Consider the following 16,688-nt stretch of genomic DNA (forward strand, 5'->3'; position numbering starts at 1 on the left):
GGCTGTCCCCGGCCGACATTCGTCGGCCGGCAGGGACAGCCCTTTTTCTTTTCATCCGCAGGATGCGTCTCGGATCCGGCGGAAGCTGGCGCTACAGGCGGTCGAGCTGGCGAGACTTCAGCTTCGGCTCGCAGGCTTTGCAGACGCCGATGACCTGTCCGTTCTCATCGGAGTAAAAGGCGAGCCGCGCGGACGGCTGCCGGCAGAGCGAGCAGGGCTGTCCCTTGCCGCGGGCGGCGGCGGGATTGGGTTTGCTCTTGCGCCTGCGCGCTGCATCCAGCGCGATGACGTTGGAGTGGCGGCGCGAGCTGGCTTGGCGGCGGTTCAGCCAAACGACGAGCGCGCAGACGGCCGCGGCAGCTGCGATGATCAGCACCGGCACGAGCATGAGCCTCTCTCCTTCCTTGCAGCATAGCTTGTCATCCTTATTCTGCCTCTTTTTCCCCGTTTTGCGCAAGTGCCCGCAGATGGCGGCCGATGGATCCGCTCGCGCCGGTCAGCGCGATGACGGGACGAGCGCCGGCGGAGCCGGATTTTTCAGAGGTTGTCATGGCATGCAAGGCTCCTTCCGGACCGACGGCTTCAATAGCTTCTTGCCCGCTCCGTTCTCCGGCCAGCCGTGCCGGAGCCCAGCCTTGCGAACCGCGGGAAGGATATGCGATGATAAGGCCAGCAAGAACATTTTCCAAAAAGAGGAGTGACCTCCCATGCGCAAGGAGATGGAGCGGTTCAAGCAGCAGCTGAGCGAGCAAGGCAAGCTTCAGGGGCGCGAGGCGGTCCTGATCGCCTTCGACCATCTGCTCGACCTGCTGGATGAGCATGAGGAAAAGCACCGCCTGGAAATCGGCGCCCGCAGTACGAACGGCGAGAAGTCCAAAGGAGAGGTCGAGTCGGCGATCCGGGCCGAGACGGAATTTTTCCGCAATGCCGTCCATACGGTCATCGATCGCACGGTAGCCGATCTGGTCCATCGCGGCGACAAGGAATGGAAAAAGTTCTACGACCGCATTGAATAGGCTCCGCTCCGACGCCTTGCGCCCCTCGCTCCGAGGGGCGTTTTTTAACGCCTCCGCCCGCCCGCGCCGCATCCGCCCTTCCGCTTCGACGGCCCACCCCTCTTGTCCACCGGATGAATAGTCTATTCTATCTTGTTCCGCAAAGGAGTGATAGATAGATGGCGATTGCAAAAACCCCGATCCTCGGCCAGCCGGCCGTATCCGCGGACGCGATGGCCGCCTACGTGCGGACGGTCAATCCGTCGTTCAATGCGGAGATCGCCCGCCAGTTCCGGCTCGTCGGCAGCCGGCTCGGCATCCGCGGCGACATCGCGCTCTGCCAGTCGATCCACGAGACGAACTGGTTCCGCTTCGGCGGGGACGTAAGGCCCGAGCAGAACAACTTCGCCGGCATCGGCGCGACCGGCGGCGGCAATGCCGGCGCCAGCTTCGCGACGATCGCGGAGGGCGTGACGGCGCAGATCCAGCATCTGTACGCCTACGCCTCGACCGCGCCGCTGCCTGCCGGCGAGAGGGTCGTCGATCCGCGCTTCTCGCTCGTCGCTCGCGGCAGCGCGCCCAACTGGGAGGATCTCGCCGGAAAATGGGCCGTGCCCGGCTACAATCGGACGAAGTACGCCTCGCTGCAGGCCGCGCTCGAGGCCGGCGACACGTACGGCCAGAAAATCATGCGGCTGTACGGCACGATGACGGCGGCCGCAGCCGCGGCAGCGCCGCAAGCGCCGCTGCCGATTGTGGCGCTTGACGCCGGCCACGGCGGCACCGATCCCGGCGCCCAAGGCTTCGGCATCGTCGAGAAGGACAGCGCGCTCGACCTGACGCTGCGGGTCGCCGCGCTGCTGCGCGCCGGCTATGCCGTCGACGTGCGGCTCACGCGCAGCACGGACGTTTTCGTGCCGCTTGGAGAGCGGGCGACGATAGCCAACGGCTGGAAGGCGGATTATTTCGTCTCCCTGCATCATAATGCGGCCGGCGGCGAAGGCTTCGAGTCGTATGTCTACCCCGGCACGCGCTCCGGCCCGTCGGGCGTGCGCCAGGATGCGGTCCATGCGGCGATCATGAAGGCGCTCGCTCCGCTCGGCGTCGCGGACCGCGGCAAGAAGGAGGCGAACTTCGCCGTGCTGCGGCAGACGACGATGCCGGCGGTGCTGCTGGAGAACCTGTTCGTCGACAACGCGCTCGACGCAGGCTTGCTGAAGGACTCGGCCGTGCGCCAGAATCTGGCGGCGGCAATCGCGGAAGGAGTGGCGAAAGCGATGGCATTGACCCCGAACTATCCGGCCAGCACGCCGGACTACAAGATCCAGGCGATCGAATGGCTGTACACGCAAGGATACTTGACCGATTCGGTATGGAAGCAGCAGCCCGATACCCCTCTGCCCCTGTGGGCGGAAGCGCTCATCCTGCAGCGGATGTACGCGCAGCTTCAAGGATGACCCTCCTTTCGGAGGAGGAACCGTTCCAAGCCGCAAAAGGCAGCCCTCCCGGCCATCGCGCCGGCTCGCGGGCTGCCTTTTTCGTTGCTCCGCATTCTACTCGTCGAGACTGCCGACGTACTCGCGGATGTAGTCCATGAACCGCTTGGCCGCAGGGGACAGCAGCTTGAACGAGGCGGCGGCGATGCCGAGCGTGCGGTAGCGCCCGTCCTCAAGCTCGACCATGCTCGCCCGGTGGTCGCGACCGCGCAGGACAAGCTCGGGCAAGATGCTGATGCCGAGCCCATGCTCGACCATCGCGATGATGGCGTAGTCGTCATGCGTCTCGTATTTGATGCGCGGACGGCGGATCGACTCCTCGAGGATGCGCCGGACATCATAGTCCGAGCCTTCCTTCGGAATGATGAACACCTCGTCCTCCAGCTGGCTGAGGGACAATCGCCGCTCTCCGCAGAGCGGGTGGTCGGGCGGAAGCACGCAGAGCATCCGGTCCTTCTTGAGCGGAAGCGTGTCGAGCCCCTCCCTCGACGGCAGGGACAGGAAGCCCAGATCCATGTTGCCGCCCGCGATGCCTTCCTCGATGTCGCGATAGTCGCCCTCGATCAGCTTGAGCTCGATGCCGGGATAGTCGCGGTCGAACGCCTTGATCATCGCCGGCAGCCAGTGCACGGACACGCTCGTGAACGTGCCGAGACGGACGGTTCCGGCCTGCAGCCCTTTGATCAGGGCAATCTCCTGCTTCAGCTGCTCCTGGGCGGCCAGCAGCTCGCGCATCGGGCGGAGCAGCCGCTCGCCGCTCTCGGTCAGCCGGATGCCGGAGCGGCTGCGCGTCAGCAGCGCCAATCCGAATTCCTTTTCGAGGCTGCTGATCGCATGGCTGACGCCCGACTGCGTGAGGCCGAGCGTCTCGCCGGCGCGCGTCAGGCTGCCGAGCTCGACGACCGCGCTCAGCACCTCGTATTTGAACAAACTCATGCTCGATCTCTCCCGCCGGATTCATTCCTTTTTCTCATATTCTCCATGACAAACATTCAATTCCCTTATGCTTCCTTCCTGAGTATACTTGACCTCGGATGAAAGCTTCAAGAAAGAATGGAGAATGGAACGAAGATGAAGAAATCGGAATGGCTGCTGCTTGTCGTCACGTTATGCTGGGGGTCCGCTTACTTGCTGTTGAAGGCGGCGATGGAGGCGGTCGAGCCGCTCATGCTGATCGGGCTGCGCTTCATGATCGGCTTCCTGATCGCCGGCGCGATCCTGTATCCCCGGCTGAGGAAGGCGACGCGCCGAACCGTCGCGCTCGCCGCGATGCAAGGCGCGCTGCTGTTCCTCATCTCCGTGACGGTCACGTTCGCGCTCAAGTCGACGTCGACCGCGAACGCCAGCTTCCTGCTCAGCCTGACGGTCATCTTCGTGCCGCTCCTGTCCGCGACGTTCCTGCGCCAGAAGCTGACGCCGCAGCTGACGGCGGGCATCGGCTTCGCCATCGCCGGCATCGGCCTGATGACGCTGAAAATGCCGCTGTCGATGCAGCCCGGCGACCTGCTCTGCATGCTCGCCGCCCTCATCAACGCGACGTACGTGCTGCTGACGTCCCGAGCGGCTAAAGAAGTCGACACGATCAATCTCGGCGTCCTGCAGCTCGGCTTCGCCGGCCTGTTCGGACTGATCTTCGCCGGCTTCATGGGCCAGCTGTCGCTTCCGTCGACCGGCGGAGGCTGGGGAGCGATCCTCGCGCTCGCTGTCGTCTGCAGCGCCTTCTGCTACATCGCCCAGCCGGCCGCGCAGAAATTCACGACCGCCTCGCGAGCGGGACTCATCTTCTCGATGGAGCCGGTGTTCGCGGCGATGTTCGGCTTCCTCGTCGTGGGAGAAATGCTCTCTGCGCAAGGCTATGCAGGCGCGGCGCTCGTCCTCACCGGCGTGCTCGTCTCGGAGTACGGAGCCCGCTGGCTGCAAGCGCTGCGCCGCCGCAGCCGCCCGCAGGCGCAGCCGGAGCCGGGCATGCTGCCCTAGGCGCAAGGCTCGAGCGCATCGGATGCATAGGAAAGAGCGGAACGATTGCCGTTCCGCTCTTTTTCGTCTTCTTCTTTGTCTATAGCAGCACAGGCGAGCGCCGCGCCGCCAGCTTGACCGCTTGACGCATCGCGGCGGCGCGCACCCGCTCCGGTCCGTAGGCGGCGTCCTCGCTGCGGAACAGCTCGCACAGCGCCTGCTGGGCCGCCTGCACGGCGAGCCGCTCGTCGCCGAGCAGGTAATAGCAGACGGAATAGCATTCCTGCTCCGACTGCCGCAGCCTCAGAATTCTCTCCTCGGATCGCTTCCTCATGCCGCTCTCTCCCTTGCCTCGTTCTCTATCTAAGACGGATTATACCTGCAAAATGTATCCGGAATAGGTCCGACTTTAAGTATAACGGGCTTTGACCTGACAGAAAGCAACAAAAACATAGCATTTTCTGAAGTTTTTCTTAAACCGAGGCCGCGCTTACGCGTCGGCCTTGCGCAGCGATTCGACCGGCGTGCTCCGCAGCGCCGTGCGGACGGAACCGGCCTGCAGCAGCACGGCAAGCGCGGACAGCGTCAGCAGGATGCCGCCGAGCAGCCAGCCGTCGAAGTCGACCCGCAGCGGCTCCTCCCACGGGCGCAGATCCGTCTGGATGACGCGGGCGAACGCGCTCGCGCCGCTCCATCCGGCCGCCCAGCCCGCCGCGAGGCCAAGCAGGCCGAGCAGGCTCCCCTCCAGCATGAACGCCCGCCGGAGCGTCGGCGCCGGCACGCCGGCGCAGCGGAGCATCGCGAGCTCGCGCTCGCGGTCGAGCATCGAGCGCCGCTGCAGGACGGCCAGGCCGAGCAGCCCGATCGCCGCCGAGAGCGCGGTGAAGGCCAGGAAGCCGGTCACGAGCCGCTTCGAGGAAGCATGCTCCTTCCACGTGTCCAGATAGGGAATGGCGGCCGTCGAGGCGCCAGCGGACAGGAGCCGGGAGACGACCTCCTCGTCCTGCTTGAGATCGGTCGCGTCGAGCTGCAGCAGGATCAGCCCTTTGAACTTCTGATTGTCCCATGGGCGATGGTAGCCCTCGTGCAGCTGCTTCCAGACATCGGGATGGACGTAGGTCGTATCGTAGACGTACTCCGTATGGACGCCGGAAGCGGAATTCGGCTCGGCGAAGCCGGCGATCGTGAACGTCTGCTTCAGGTCGGGCGGCTGTCCGGCGGCCCTGACTTCTGCCTTGAAAAAGCCGAGCTCGATCGTGTCGCCGACGCGGTAGAGCTTTTCCGGAGACCAGAAGGTCGCGGACGGCTCGACGCCGAAGTCCTTGTAGCTTCGCGGCAGGACGATGTACCTCTTGTCCGCCATCACCTTGTCCCAGGCTTCCTGATCGGTCGCAAAGGCCAAGGACCGCTCCAGCAGCTTCCAGCCGCCTCCCCGGACGAGCTCGGGGGTGACCGGCACGAACGATTGCCCGCCCCTGCTGGAGCTGTCAGACAGCGAGATGGAAGCCATCGTCGGCTGGACATGCGCGTAGCTCTCTACCGCTTGACGCAGCGTCTCGTCGCTCTTCAGCAGCTCCAGCATGTCCTGCTTCTCGCTGTCGCTCTCGTACGCGACGAAGCCGCCGTAGCCGAGCAGCGCCTGCGGACCGCGCGCCGGATCCGAGTTCGGGAGGATGAGGCTGGATATGCCCGAGGTGAAGGTGATCGTCATCATCGCGACGGCGAACAGCAGCATGACGGTGAACGTGCGTCCCGGACGCTGCGCCGCATAGCGCAGAGCGAGCAGCACGTCCGCTCCGGCGCGCGCTCCGAGCCGCGAGCCTGCCGCCTGCAGCAGCAGTTGCAGCAGCAGCGTCAGCGCGGCGGCGGAGGCGAGCCAGACGAGCGCCAGCCGCAGCATGACCGAGCCGTCCGCAACCTGCGGCGACCAGCCCCAGGTGTGGTAAGCCTGCAGCCCGGCGACGGCGCAGGCCGCTGCGGCGGCGACGGCCAAGCGGATGGAGCGGCGACGCTTGCCGCTCGCAGACGCGCCCTCCCTTGATTCGCCCCGCATCGCGCCGACGATCGAGCCCGTGCCGGCCAGCCGGCTCGCCGCCAGCACGAGCAGCAGCTGATACAGCAGCACGGCCGCCCCTCCCGCCAGCAGCACCGGCAGCGGCAGATGCGGCTCGATCGGGATGCCCGACGCTTCGGCCGAGCGGCCGAGCTCCGAGCCGTAGATCGCCTTCACAAGCCCCCAGCCGCCGGCCAGTCCCGCCGCGATGCCGGCCAGGCCGGACAGCAGCCCGAGCAGCAGCGCCTCCGCCCGGAACAGGCTGCGCGCCTGCTTGCGGCTGAGGCCGATCGCCCGCAGCACGCCGTACAGCTCCGCCCGCGAGTCGGCGAGCATGAGCACGATCTGCCGCAGCAGGAACGCGCTGGAGAAGATCGCCGTCAGGCTGATGACGCCGATCAGGATGACGAGATTGCTGCGCGTCATGTCCTCCGCTTTCCGCTTGACGAAGCGAGTCTCGTACCAGCCCTCCTGCTTCGACGAAAAGCTCATGCCGAGCACCGAATCGGCCGGATTCATCCGCGAAGCGAGAATCGCCGACCAGCTGCCCTCCGGCAGCGCGGCCAGCCGCCGCGCGTCGTCCGGATGGAGCGCGAGCGTCGCGTTATGCCGCGCCCCGTCGCCCCGGTAGCCGGACAAGCCGGACGGAGGCGGCGCATCGCGCAGCTTGAAGCCGACGCGGGCGCCGTCCGGAGCGCCGGCATAAACGATGTCGCCGGCCTGCAGTCCGAGCGTCTCCGCCGCATCCGCGTCGAGCAGCGCCTCGCCCGGCCGCAGCGGCTCGTCCCACAGCCGCGAGCCCGGCTCGAACGCAGCGGCCGCCGGCGCCTCGAAGCCGATCGCGAGCGCCTGCTGCAGCATGGCCGCCTCCGCGTCGGGCTCCGGCGAAGCGTACAGCATCACCGTCGCCGACGCGGCGGGAAGATAGCGGTACGGAAACGGCCCTTCGCCGTTGCCCTCCGCCGCGACCTCCCGAGCCCTCTCCGCCGTGAAGCCGGCCTCCTGGCCGGCAGGGACGAGCTCCCAGTCGATCGGCCCGAAGTGGCGGCTCAGCCAGCGGTCGCCGCTTTCGCGGACAGAGCCGTAATGAAACAACGACATCGCCAGCAGCATCGCGCCGATCGCTCCGGCCAGCACGGCGAGCGCCGTCTGCCGCCCCTGCCGGCGCAAATAGCGCGAGCCCATCGCCCACGAAATGCCGCGGGTCAGCATGACGAGCCTCCGCGGTCCTCGACGATCCGCCCGTTGAACATGCGGATCTGCCGCGGCAGCCGCTGCGCCAGCCGGTCGTCATGCGTGACGAGCAGCAGCGTCATGCCGTACTGGCGGTTCATCAGCTCCAGCAGACCGATCACCTGATCGGCGGCATCGGAATCGAGCGCGCCGGTCGGCTCGTCGGCGAACAGGATGTCCGGCCGCCCGGCGACGGCGCGGGCGATCGCCACGCGCTGGCTCTGGCCGCCGGACAGAGCCGACGGCCGAGCGCGGCGCTTGGCGGCGAGGCCGACCAGGTCGAGCGCCTCAAGCGCCTGCCGCTCCGCCTCGCGGCGCGACATGCCGCCGGCGAGCAGCGGCAGCTGCACGTTCTCCTCCGCGCTCAGCACCGGCACGAGATGATACGCTTGGAACACGAAGCCCATGCGCTTCAGCCGCAGCGCCGCCAGCTCGCTTTCGCGCCGCCGGTGGACCGCCTCGTCTCCGATCCAGATCTCCCCGCCGTCGACCGGCTCCAGGCCGGCAAGCACATGCAGCAGCGTCGACTTGCCGCAGCCGGACGGCCCGGTCACCGCCGCCATCTCCCCCTTGTCCAGCGTCAGGCCGACCTCGCGGAGCGCTTTTGTCGCCTCGACTCCCGTTCCATACGTCTTATTCAGTTCTGTCGCTCTCAGCATCGGCTGCAATCTCCTTTTCCTCCCCGCGCTTCGGGGATGCCTCTACCGTACCAGGCCGGGATGCAGTCCTCGCCGAAACGATGTGCAGAACCTGTGCAGAGCGGACGGACTGTCGGCCTATTCGCGGAAATGCGGGCGCGAACGACGGGCGCGAACGATCCGACGCTCATTCGCGGAACAGCGGCAAGCGCACCGTGAATTCGGCGCCGCCGCCGACGCGGCTCTCCACCTGCACCGAGCCGTCATGCGCCTCGGCGATGCCCTTGACGACAGCCAGCCCGAGGCCGATGCCGCGCGGCGCCGGACTTCCGTCCGCATAGGTCGGCTTGCGGTAATACCGGTGGAACAGCTGCCCCGCCTCTTCGGGCTCGAAGCCCCAGCCGTCGTCGCGCACGCGCAGCACAAGCTCCGCTCCGCTCGCCGAAGCGCTCACCGTCACGCGGCTGCGGGCATGGCGGATCGCGTTGCCGAGCAGGTTGAGCAGCAGCTGCGAGAACCGCTTCCCGTCCCCGTACAGCAGCAGCTTGCCGTCCAGCTCGGCGACGAGCCCGATGCCCCGATCGTCGGCATCCGGCTGCAGCAGCTCCATCGCCGCCGCCGCGACGGCGGCCGGCTCGAACCAATTCTTCTCCAGCTGCAGGCGGCCGCTCTCGGCCAGGCTCAGATCCTGCAGATCCTGCACGAGCCGGCTCATCGCGGCGGCTTGCTCCGACAGAGCAGCCAGCCGCTCGGGCGGCAGCGGGCGCTGCTCGTACAAGGCGTTGTCGAGCGAGGCGCGGATGACGGAGAGCGGCGTGCGCAGCTCATGCGCGACCTCCGCGACCATGAGCCGGCGCGTCGTGCGCAGCTGCCGGATGAGCGCGTCGGCCCGCCCCAGCGCCTGCTCCAGCTGCCGCTCCTCGGCCGCGTCCGCGCGCGCGGACCCCGCCCGCTCGCCGGACCCGCCTGTCTCGTCCGATGGCAGCGCAGCCTCGGTCGCCGCGCCCTCGCGGGGGACATGGAGGCGCGCCGCAGCCGCCTGCCCAGCCTCAGTCTCAGCATCCGTCCGCGCGGCTGGCGCTCGCCCTCTGTCTGCCGCCGCGTCGCCTCCATCCCGATCCGGCTCATCCGCCAAGCGCTCGGCGACCCGGCTCCATGCCGCCAGGCGCCGCCGCCAGCGGCGACGCTCCAGCCGCATGGCTGCGGCGATCAGCAGCGCCGTAAGCGCAGCCGGCGGCAGGCAGCGCCCCAGCGCCGCCCAGGACGAGTCTCCCGCCACGGGACCGGCCGGCAGCAGCGCCGCGAGCAGCGCGGCGGCCGCCCCGCCGCCGATCGGCAAGGCCGCGGCGGCGGCGATCCGCTGAATCCGCTGCGCGTCCATCATCGGCCGGCTCCCGCATCGGGATTGAACTTGTAGCCGACCCCGTACACGGTCAGCACGAAGCGCGGATCGGCCGGATCGTCGCCGAGCTTGCGCCGCAGGTTGCGGATATGGCTGTCGATCGTGCGCTCATAACCGGCGAACGCGTCGCCGAGCGCCTCCTCCAGCAGATGCGTCCTCGTGAATACCCGGCCCGGCCGCGAGGCGAGCCGCAGCAGCAGCGCGAACTCGGTCCGGGTCAGCTCAAGCGCCCGGCCTTCGAGCTCCGCCTCATGCGACAGCGGCCGAATCGTCAGCTCGCCGCGCTCCAGCACCTCTCCTTCGCCGCCTGGCTCCTGGACGTCCGCGCCGGACGCCGTCGCCGTTCGGCCTGCGCGCCTCAGCACCGCCTTCATGCGAGCATGCAGCTCGCGCAGGCTGAACGGCTTCTGAATGAAATCGTCCGCTCCGAGCTCCAGCGCAAGCACGCGGTCGAACTCATCGCCTCTGGCCGTCACCATGAGCAGCGGCAGCTGCCAGCTGCGGTCGTTGAGCCGGCACAGATCCAGTCCCGTCCGCCCGCCTTCGAGCATCCAATCGACGAGCAGCAGGTCCGGCCTGCCGCGCTCGATGAGCGCTTCCGCCTCCTCCGCCGAAGCCGCTCCCTCGACCTCCCAGCCTTCCTGCCGCAGGAAGCGGGCTCCTTCCTCCAGCAGCTCCCGCTCATCCTCGATCCATACGACCTTCATGTCCATCCCCCGTCCGCTCCTGCTTGATCTCTCGGTTTCCTATTATATCCATCCCTGCATCCGCTGCAAAGCAAATACGGGACGAACGGAGAACTGCTCCGCTTCGTCCCGTATCGCTTTTCATGCCTGCAGCGCGCAGGCGGCGCTCCGAGCGGCCGGTCAGCCGACCTGGAACTCGTTGCGCTTGATGATGTGGATGTCGTCTCCGGCATAGATGTGGATGTAGATCACATACTTGCCCGGCTCCGGAAACGTATGCTCCACCTCATATTCCTTGTCCGACTTCTTCGTCGAGGTGAGCAGCACCGGGAGCTCCTGCTCCGTCTCCTCGCGGATGTCGAAGTCGATCTTGAGATCGTCCTCCTGCAGGAGGGACTCGATGCCCTCGATCTCCGCCGTCAGCTGGAGCGGCGAGCCGGCGACAGCCGCCGGCTCGCTCGCGATATGCGTCTCCACGGCGGATTCATCCACGCCGCCGCTGCGCGAGGAGCAGCCCGCCGCGACGAGCAGCAGCGCAGCCAATAGGATCAGTCCGAATTTCTTCAACGTCATTAGCCTCCTTGGCATGTTCCCTATCCTTTCCCATTATACCCGCTCGTCCGCTCTTTGGCTTCGGCGAACCATGAACTTTTCTTGTCGAGCGCTGCCGGATTGTGCTACAATTCGGTCTAACTGAATCTGAACCTTCGGGGCAGGGTGAAATTCCCTACCGGCGGTGACGGCGCCAGCTTGGCGCCGAAGCCCGCGACTCCCGCTGCCGCTTCATGCGGCGGCGGGACTGACTTGGTGCGAGTCCAAGGCCGACGGTATAGTCCGGATGAGAGAAGGTGAAACCCTGCTTGGCGCCATTTTTGGCGGCAGGCGGGTTCTTCATGCCCCCGTCCTGATCCTTCAGGCGGGGGCATGCTGCTTCTAACGAGGTTCAATTCAAATTCCGTTTCATGGGGGTTTTTGAATTGGGTACGACCGCTGCCGCATCGAGTCCGCTGCAGGCGGACCGCGGCGGACTGCTCTCCTGCGGGCGCGGCATCTGGTATGTCGCGCTCGGAGCGACGCTCTGGGGAGTCGATCCGCTGTTCCGCATCCTGCTGCTCCAGCATTTCACGTCCGCGCAGATCGTCTTTCTCGAGCATCTGCTGCTGGCCGTCTATTCCGTTCCGGTCCTGATCCATTACCGTCATCAGCTCGCCGGCAAGCTCACGCTCGGCATCGTCGGCGCGATGCTGTTCATCTCCTGGGGAGGCTCGGCGATCGCCACCGTCATGTTCACCGCGGCGTTCAGCTACGGCAACTTCAACGCCGTCCTGCTGCTGCAGAAGCTGCAGCCGCTGTTCGCGATCCTGCTCGCGCGGATCGTGCTGCGCGAAGCGCTGCCGCGCCGCTTCGGCTGGTTCCTGCTGCTGGCGCTGGCCGGCACCTACCTGCTGACGTTCGGCTTCGGCTCCCCGGCGCTCGGCCTGCATGACCTCGCTACCCTCGGCTGCCTGCTCTCCATCGGGGCGGCGGCGCTGTGGGGCGGATCCACCGTCATGGGCAAGTACCTGCTCACCAAGGGCATGGGCTTCCACTTCGTGACGGCGCTGCGCTTCCTGCTCGCCATCCCGCTGCTCGGCCTGCTCGTCCTCGTCGCCGGCGACGGCTGGCAGACGCTCGGCGCAGGGGGTGCGGCGGCGCTGCTGCTCGTGAACCTGCTGTTCCAGGCGTTCATCCCGGGCTTGCTGAGCATGCTGCTCTATTACAAAGGGCTGTCCGGCACCAAAGCCTCGCTCGCCACGCTCGCGGAGCTGGCGTTCCCTGCCGTCGGCGTGCTCATCAACTGGCTCGTCTTCGACCAGGCGCTCACCGCCGGCCAAGTCGCCGGCTTCGTGGTCATCTGGACCGTGCTCGTGCTGCTGAGCCGCAGCGCCTCGCGCTCCGCTCAGCCCGCCGCTCCTGCGGGCTGACTTCAGCCTTCAGCCCCCGGCAACGCTGCCAGATCAAAAAGGGCGGCAGCCCGAATCCTCCCCTCTGAGGCGGATCCGGGCTGCCGCCCTTTTTACGTCCTATCCTGTCGATGCTCAGGCTTCGTCCGCACGCATGAACCGCGCTTCGTCGAAGCAGCCGTCCAGTCCGGGCTCCGTGCCCTCCGCCGCCAGCAGCGCCAGCTGCAGCTCGCCTCCGTCGCCGGGCAGGCTGATGCGCCGCGCCGCGTTCATGACCCGATGCCAAGGCAAGCCTTGGGACTCGCCCATGCTGTGCAGCACGCGCACGACTTGGCGCGCCGCGCGCGGCTGGCCGGCTGCCGCCGCCACCGCGCCGTACGTCATGAGCCGTCCTTCGGGAATGGCTTTCACGACTTGGACGACGCTTGCCGTGAATGGCTGCATGTCATCCGCCTCCCCTTTGCTCAGACGTTGTCGGCTTCGCCCGCATGGGCGGCGCAGAACGCCGCCGCTTCCGCCAGCTCGTCCTCCTCCAGCCCGAAGTCCAGCAGCTGGTCGGTGCCGCGCTCGCGGATCTCATGCGAGACGACGCGGCCTTCCCCGCCAGACGCGAGCGCGTAGACGACGCGCACGTACAGGCCCGCCGGGCGGTACAGCTCGTCCTCCTCGTCGACCTCGATCAGCAGCGTGAACTCGTAGCGGTCGCCGCTCAGAATGCCGAACGGATCCTTCAGCTTCTCGACCGTATATTCGCTAATTTCCAATAGCTCCAGCTCCATCAGCTTCCCTCCTCATCTTGAAGCGTGCCCTCCGGCACGAGCTCCAGCACCGCCTGCCGCACCGCCGGCTCGTCCAGCCGGTCCGACAGCACGACGATCTCGCCGCGATCCTCGCGCGTCCGGATGAGCCGCCCGAATCCTTGACGCAGCCGCAGCTGCATGAACGGCTTCTCCACCTCGGCGAAAGCATCCTGCGCTTCCGACCGCCGGGCGTTGTAGACCGGATCGGCGGGCGGCCACGGCAGCTCCCAGACGACGACGAGCGACAGCGAAGGACCCGGTATGTCCAATCCTTCCCAAAGCGTCGCGGCGGCAAGCACGCTTTCCTCGTCGTTTTGGAACCGGCCGATCAGATGGCTGATCTCCGCGTCGCCCTCGTACAGCATCCGGTAGCCGTCCAGCTCCCCGCTCGACGCCGCCCAGTCGCGGAACTCCGCCAGCTGCCGACGGTCCGGGAACAGCAGCAGCGCGCGGCCGCCGCTGCGCCGAAGCGCCTTCAGAGCAGCAGCGCGCTTGGCCTCCGGTCCGTCCGTGCGGACCGTCCGCACCTGCATCTGCTCGGCGTAGTCATACGGACTCGGCGTGCTGAACTGCAGGTAGTCCCGGATGCCGAGCGAATCGGCCACATAATGGAACGAGCCGCCCGCCGAGAGCGTCGCCGACGAGAAGATGATCGGCATCGGACGCGCGAACACGCGCTCCGCCAGCACCTCCTTGACGAGCCGCGGCATGAGCACGAGCGACAGTCCGTCCGCCTCGTCGGCGAGCCAGGCGATCAGCCCGTCCGGACGGTCGAACAGCGCGAGCGCGGTGCCGATCATGTCCAGATGCTCCTCGACGATCGTCAGATGATAAGCGTCAAGGGTGAACAGTCCGCTTTCGAACACGAGTTGCTCCTCGATCTCCTCCAGCTGCGAGCGGAAGGCGCGGACCTCGCGCGTCAGCTCCGGCGTCCAGCGGAACTCGAGCCGGTCCGAGCCGGCCACCGGCCTGGCCTCGCGCCGCAGCAGGCGGAACAGCGACTCGCTGCGCGCGATCGCGTCCTCGATGCCGTAGGCGAGCGACTCGCGGATGTCGTTCTGCAGCAGCCGGCTGACGATCGACTCGAACATCGCATGCTGCAGCTTGTAGGTGAGCGCGTTCTGCGCGGCCGCCTCGAGCAGATGGCCCTCGTCGAAGACGACCGAGCTATGCTCCGGAAGCAGCGGCAGCTGCCCTTCGCGCTTGCGCGCCTCTGCCGTCCACACATGCTCCATATAGAAGTCATGCGAGCAGATGAGCACGTCCGGCGCCTTGCGGTAGTGGTCGCGCGAGAGCGTCATGCCGCAGCGATGGCGCTGCGGGCAGATGAGGCAGTCCTGGAACACGTCCCAGCCGATGCGCGACCAGTCGGCGTCGTCGAGCTCGGGGTAGTCCTTGCGGCTGCCGTACGGGTGGAACGCCTGCATCGTCGCGGGACGATGCACGAACTCCGGCAGCGAGCGGTGGAGCTCGTCGAACCGCTCGCCCCCTTCGCCGCCGCGGGCCGCGTCAAGCTTGTTCAGGCACAGGTATTGGCCTTGCGACTTCGCCACGCGGGCGTCGACGGCAAGTCCGAGATGGCGGGCGATCTTGGCCAGGTCGCCCTCCGGCTTCGTCAGCTGCTCGATCAGCGACTCGTCGGCGCAGGCGATGACGGCGGGCTTTTGCGTATAGCGGGCGTAGGCGGCGGCGTACAGCAGGTAGACGAGCGTCTTGCCGGTGCCGACGCCGGCCTCCGCGAACAGCGTCTTGCGCTCCTGGTAGGCGCGCTCGAGCTGGAACGCCATGAAGATCTGCTCGTCCCGCACCTCGAAGCCGGCCTCGGGAAGAATGTCGTAGAAAACGTCGGCGATCCAGTCGCTCGCCTGGCCGATGAACGGCAGCGAAGGATCGTAGACGAACGGATAGCGGGTCTGGGTCAAGCGGGCATAGCCTCCCCTTGCAGGTTGAAGATCAGGAGAGCGGACGGCTGCGGGCGGTTTCGGTTGCCCTGCCTCGCAGCGCTCCGCTGCCCATGTCGAACCTTCATCATAATCCGCCGGGTAGTCTGTGTAAAGGGGCTTGCCTCCACCCGCCGCCGATCCGCTGCCCGTCGGCAGCACATTTTCTCGAGTGCGCTACCTAGCTCCGCTGCTGCAGCTTGCGCGCTTCGGCCGGGAGCGCCTCCGACTCCAGCACCGTCTTGCCCTCCGGCGCATGCTGGGCGGCGGCCAGCATCGCGGCCGCGATGACGCGGGCCTCGACCGGCCGATAGCGGGCGAGCGGCCCTTTCATCAGCGGACCGAACGCCTTGCCGACCGCTCCAGCCGCCGCTTCGAGCGTGCGCTTCTCGGCGCGGGCGCCCAAGATTTGGGACGGCCGCAGCAGCACGAGCTTGCGCAGGCCGAGCTTGCCGAGCTCCTGCTCGAGCTCGCCTTTGACCCGCAAGTAAAAGGCGCGGGACGACGCGGAGGCGCCGATCGACGAGACGATGACGAGCGAGGCGGCGCCTTCGGCGGCAGCCGAGCGGGCGAGCCGCAGCGGCAGCTCGTAGTCGACCTCCCGGAATGCCGCCTGGCTGCCGGCCTTGCGGATCGTCGTGCCGGTTGCGATGAACAGATCCGCTCCCTTCAGGCGGCCCTCCAGCGCCGCCTCCGGCCGATCCTGCTCCCAAACGACCCCCTGCAGCTTCGCATGCGTTGTCCCCGTGCTTCGGCGGCCGGCCGCGATCACTTCGGTGTAGGCTTCGCTCTCCAGCAGCAGCCGCAGCAGCTCTCCTCCTACGAGTCCGGTCGCGCCGGCAATGACGGCCGTTCGTGCCATCCGCATCCCCCTCCTTCTTCGATCTGTCCTCATTATTCCATGCCGGAGAGAACATGGCAAAACGGCCGATCGGACGGCGGAGCGGAAACCGGAAATCGCTTCGCGGAGCGAGCGTCGTGACCGGCATCCGCTTCGCGGAGCATCGTGACCGGTATCCGCTTCGCGGAGCCGGCGTCGTGACCGGCACGCGCTTCGCGGAGCGAGCGTCGTGACCGGCATCCGCTTCGCGGAGCGGGCAATGTGACCGGTATCCGCTTCGCGGAGCGGGCAATGTGACCGGTATCCGCTTCGCGGAGCGGGCATCGTGACCGGTATCCGCTTCGCGGAGCGGGCATCGTGACCGGTATCCGCTTCGCGGAGCGGGGACTCGTTCCGATCTCCCTGGAGCCCAGATTCCTTTGATCCCATTCCCCAGCAGGGGTGGAATCCGGCCTCCAAGGGAACCGCTGCCGCTTCTCCACGAGTTCCCCGCCCCGCTTCGCTCCGGTCCCCAAGCTCTACTCATGCCCCGCATACGGTACGCAGCTCCACACCAAGCTCCTACTTTCCTTTTAGATCCGAGCTGCTCGGTTTTTACGCGCAACTCCCTCCGTTCCGACTCCTGTCTACCCGAGCTGCTCGGTTTTTCCGCGTAACTCCCTCCGTTCCGCCACCTACATACCGGAGTTACTCGGTTTTTCCGCG

18 protein-coding genes and 1 riboswitch are annotated in these 16,688 nt (G+C 67.1%); of the genes, 5 read left to right on the top strand and 13 right to left on the bottom strand.

The features are described 5' to 3' along the window. Positions 1-91 precede the first annotated feature (91 nt). Positions 92-388, bottom strand: coding sequence for a hypothetical protein (locus NYE40_RS12470; RefSeq protein WP_043110832.1), 297 nt, complete (start codon positions 386-388; stop codon positions 92-94). A gap of 37 nt (positions 389-425) precedes the next feature. Beyond that, on the bottom strand, positions 426-689 hold the full coding sequence (locus NYE40_RS12475) for a hypothetical protein (protein WP_127464492.1): 264 nt from the start codon (positions 687-689) through the stop codon (positions 426-428). Between the two features lie 18 nt (positions 690-707). Here NYE40_RS12475 and NYE40_RS12480 point away from each other — a divergent pair, with 18 nt between their 5' ends. Both NYE40_RS12480 and NYE40_RS12485 read left to right on the top strand, forming a co-directional pair. After that, entirely contained in the window at positions 708-1,016 is a 309-nt protein-coding gene (locus tag NYE40_RS12480) for a hypothetical protein (protein WP_028597250.1), read from the top strand. A gap of 158 nt (positions 1,017-1,174) precedes the next feature. After that, complete coding sequence (locus NYE40_RS12485; protein ID WP_028597251.1) at positions 1,175-2,452, top strand: N-acetylmuramoyl-L-alanine amidase; 1,278 nt, start codon at positions 1,175-1,177, stop codon at positions 2,450-2,452. A gap of 96 nt (positions 2,453-2,548) precedes the next feature. On the opposite strand, the gene NYE40_RS12490 is transcribed toward NYE40_RS12485, so the two are convergent. Then, positions 2,549-3,427 carry a LysR family transcriptional regulator gene (locus tag NYE40_RS12490; protein ID WP_028597252.1) on the bottom strand — a complete coding sequence of 293 codons (879 nt, stop codon included), beginning with the start codon at positions 3,425-3,427 and terminating at the stop codon, positions 2,549-2,551. 135 nt (positions 3,428-3,562) lie between these two features. Between NYE40_RS12490 and NYE40_RS12495 the strand changes: the two genes are divergently transcribed. Then, positions 3,563-4,468, top strand: coding sequence for a DMT family transporter (locus NYE40_RS12495; protein WP_052332905.1), 906 nt, complete (start codon positions 3,563-3,565; stop codon positions 4,466-4,468). 79 nt (positions 4,469-4,547) lie between these two features. Here NYE40_RS12495 and NYE40_RS12500 read toward each other — a convergent pair whose 3' ends face one another. The 6 genes from NYE40_RS12500 to NYE40_RS12525 all read right to left on the bottom strand — a co-directional run bounded on the left by NYE40_RS12500 (position 4,548) and on the right by NYE40_RS12525 (position 11,026). Then, positions 4,548-4,781, bottom strand: a complete 234-nt coding sequence (locus tag NYE40_RS12500; protein WP_028597253.1) for a hypothetical protein — start codon at positions 4,779-4,781, stop codon at positions 4,548-4,550. A 156-nt stretch (positions 4,782-4,937) separates the two neighbouring features. Continuing rightward, positions 4,938-7,712: an FtsX-like permease family protein gene (locus NYE40_RS12505; RefSeq protein WP_028597254.1), complete on the bottom strand. Its 2,775-nt coding sequence runs from the start codon at positions 7,710-7,712 to the stop codon at positions 4,938-4,940. After that, the gene (locus NYE40_RS12510; RefSeq protein ID WP_043110833.1) at positions 7,706-8,392 is read right to left on the bottom strand and encodes an ABC transporter ATP-binding protein; all 687 of its coding nucleotides are present in this window, start codon (positions 8,390-8,392) and stop codon (positions 7,706-7,708) included. Before NYE40_RS12510 ends, NYE40_RS12505 begins: the two co-directional genes overlap by 7 nt. 166 nt (positions 8,393-8,558) lie before the next feature. Continuing rightward, positions 8,559-9,755 carry a HAMP domain-containing sensor histidine kinase gene (locus NYE40_RS12515; RefSeq protein ID WP_084136507.1) on the bottom strand — a complete coding sequence of 399 codons (1,197 nt, stop codon included), beginning with the start codon at positions 9,753-9,755 and terminating at the stop codon, positions 8,559-8,561. Beyond that, positions 9,752-10,486: a response regulator transcription factor gene (locus tag NYE40_RS12520; RefSeq protein WP_028597257.1), complete on the bottom strand. Its 735-nt coding sequence runs from the start codon at positions 10,484-10,486 to the stop codon at positions 9,752-9,754. The genes NYE40_RS12515 and NYE40_RS12520 overlap by 4 nt, the downstream gene beginning before the upstream one ends. A gap of 153 nt (positions 10,487-10,639) precedes the next feature. Continuing rightward, positions 10,640-11,026: a hypothetical protein gene (locus NYE40_RS12525; protein WP_028597258.1), complete on the bottom strand. Its 387-nt coding sequence runs from the start codon at positions 11,024-11,026 to the stop codon at positions 10,640-10,642. Positions 11,027-11,158: 132 nt separating this feature from the next. Then, positions 11,159-11,313: riboswitch (FMN riboswitch) on the top strand. Positions 11,314-11,466: 153 nt separating this feature from the next. On the opposite strand from NYE40_RS12525, the gene NYE40_RS12530 reads away from it, so the two are divergent. Further along, entirely contained in the window at positions 11,467-12,423 is a 957-nt protein-coding gene (locus NYE40_RS12530) for a DMT family transporter (RefSeq protein WP_052332932.1), read from the top strand. A gap of 114 nt (positions 12,424-12,537) precedes the next feature. Here NYE40_RS12530 and NYE40_RS12535 read toward each other — a convergent pair whose 3' ends face one another. The 4 genes from NYE40_RS12535 to NYE40_RS12550 all read right to left on the bottom strand — a co-directional run bounded on the left by NYE40_RS12535 (position 12,538) and on the right by NYE40_RS12550 (position 16,004). Then, positions 12,538-12,846 carry an MGMT family protein gene (locus tag NYE40_RS12535; protein ID WP_028597260.1) on the bottom strand — a complete coding sequence of 103 codons (309 nt, stop codon included), beginning with the start codon at positions 12,844-12,846 and terminating at the stop codon, positions 12,538-12,540. A gap of 20 nt (positions 12,847-12,866) precedes the next feature. Further along, entirely contained in the window at positions 12,867-13,181 is a 315-nt protein-coding gene (locus NYE40_RS12540; RefSeq protein WP_043110834.1) for a DUF6509 family protein, read from the bottom strand. Then, positions 13,181-15,124, bottom strand: a complete 1,944-nt coding sequence (locus NYE40_RS12545; protein ID WP_228551506.1) for an ATP-dependent DNA helicase — start codon at positions 15,122-15,124, stop codon at positions 13,181-13,183. The genes NYE40_RS12540 and NYE40_RS12545 overlap by 1 nt, the downstream gene beginning before the upstream one ends. Positions 15,125-15,323: 199 nt before the next feature. Then, entirely contained in the window at positions 15,324-16,004 is a 681-nt protein-coding gene (locus NYE40_RS12550) for an NAD(P)H-binding protein (protein WP_028597263.1), read from the bottom strand. 53 nt (positions 16,005-16,057) lie between these two features. Here NYE40_RS12550 and NYE40_RS12555 point away from each other — a divergent pair, with 53 nt between their 5' ends. Further along, positions 16,058-16,216, top strand: coding sequence for a hypothetical protein (locus NYE40_RS12555; RefSeq protein ID WP_164820151.1), 159 nt, complete (start codon positions 16,058-16,060; stop codon positions 16,214-16,216). The last annotated feature ends 472 nt before the right edge of the window (positions 16,217-16,688 follow it).

Origin of the sequence: Paenibacillus sp. FSL W8-1187 (assembly GCF_037965485.1) — a bacterium.
GTDB classification, from domain to species: domain Bacteria; phylum Bacillota; class Bacilli; order Paenibacillales; family Paenibacillaceae; genus Paenibacillus_O; species Paenibacillus_O pasadenensis.

Excerpts from the sequence above, each read along its gene's own strand:
- NYE40_RS12470 (WP_043110832.1), bottom strand. The coding sequence starts at position 388 with ATGCTCGTGCCGGTGCTGATCATCGCAGCTGCCGCGGCCGTCTGCGCG.
- NYE40_RS12480 (WP_028597250.1), top strand. The coding sequence starts at position 708 with ATGCGCAAGGAGATGGAGCGGTTCAAGCAGCAGCTGAGCGAGCAAGGC.
- NYE40_RS12485 (WP_028597251.1), top strand. The coding sequence starts at position 1,175 with ATGGCGATTGCAAAAACCCCGATCCTCGGCCAGCCGGCCGTATCCGCG.
- NYE40_RS12490 (WP_028597252.1), bottom strand. The coding sequence starts at position 3,427 with ATGAGTTTGTTCAAATACGAGGTGCTGAGCGCGGTCGTCGAGCTCGGC.
- NYE40_RS12495 (WP_052332905.1), top strand. The coding sequence starts at position 3,563 with ATGAAGAAATCGGAATGGCTGCTGCTTGTCGTCACGTTATGCTGGGGG.
- NYE40_RS12500 (WP_028597253.1), bottom strand. The coding sequence starts at position 4,781 with ATGAGGAAGCGATCCGAGGAGAGAATTCTGAGGCTGCGGCAGTCGGAG.
- NYE40_RS12505 (WP_028597254.1), bottom strand. The coding sequence starts at position 7,712 with ATGCTGACCCGCGGCATTTCGTGGGCGATGGGCTCGCGCTATTTGCGC.
- NYE40_RS12510 (WP_043110833.1), bottom strand. The coding sequence starts at position 8,392 with ATGCTGAGAGCGACAGAACTGAATAAGACGTATGGAACGGGAGTCGAG.
- NYE40_RS12515 (WP_084136507.1), bottom strand. The coding sequence starts at position 9,755 with ATGATGGACGCGCAGCGGATTCAGCGGATCGCCGCCGCCGCGGCCTTG.
- NYE40_RS12520 (WP_028597257.1), bottom strand. The coding sequence starts at position 10,486 with ATGGACATGAAGGTCGTATGGATCGAGGATGAGCGGGAGCTGCTGGAG.
- NYE40_RS12535 (WP_028597260.1), bottom strand. The coding sequence starts at position 12,846 with ATGCAGCCATTCACGGCAAGCGTCGTCCAAGTCGTGAAAGCCATTCCC.
- NYE40_RS12540 (WP_043110834.1), bottom strand. The coding sequence starts at position 13,181 with ATGGAGCTGGAGCTATTGGAAATTAGCGAATATACGGTCGAGAAGCTG.
- NYE40_RS12550 (WP_028597263.1), bottom strand. The coding sequence starts at position 16,004 with ATGGCACGAACGGCCGTCATTGCCGGCGCGACCGGACTCGTAGGAGGA.
- NYE40_RS12555 (WP_164820151.1), top strand. The coding sequence starts at position 16,058 with ATGGCAAAACGGCCGATCGGACGGCGGAGCGGAAACCGGAAATCGCTT.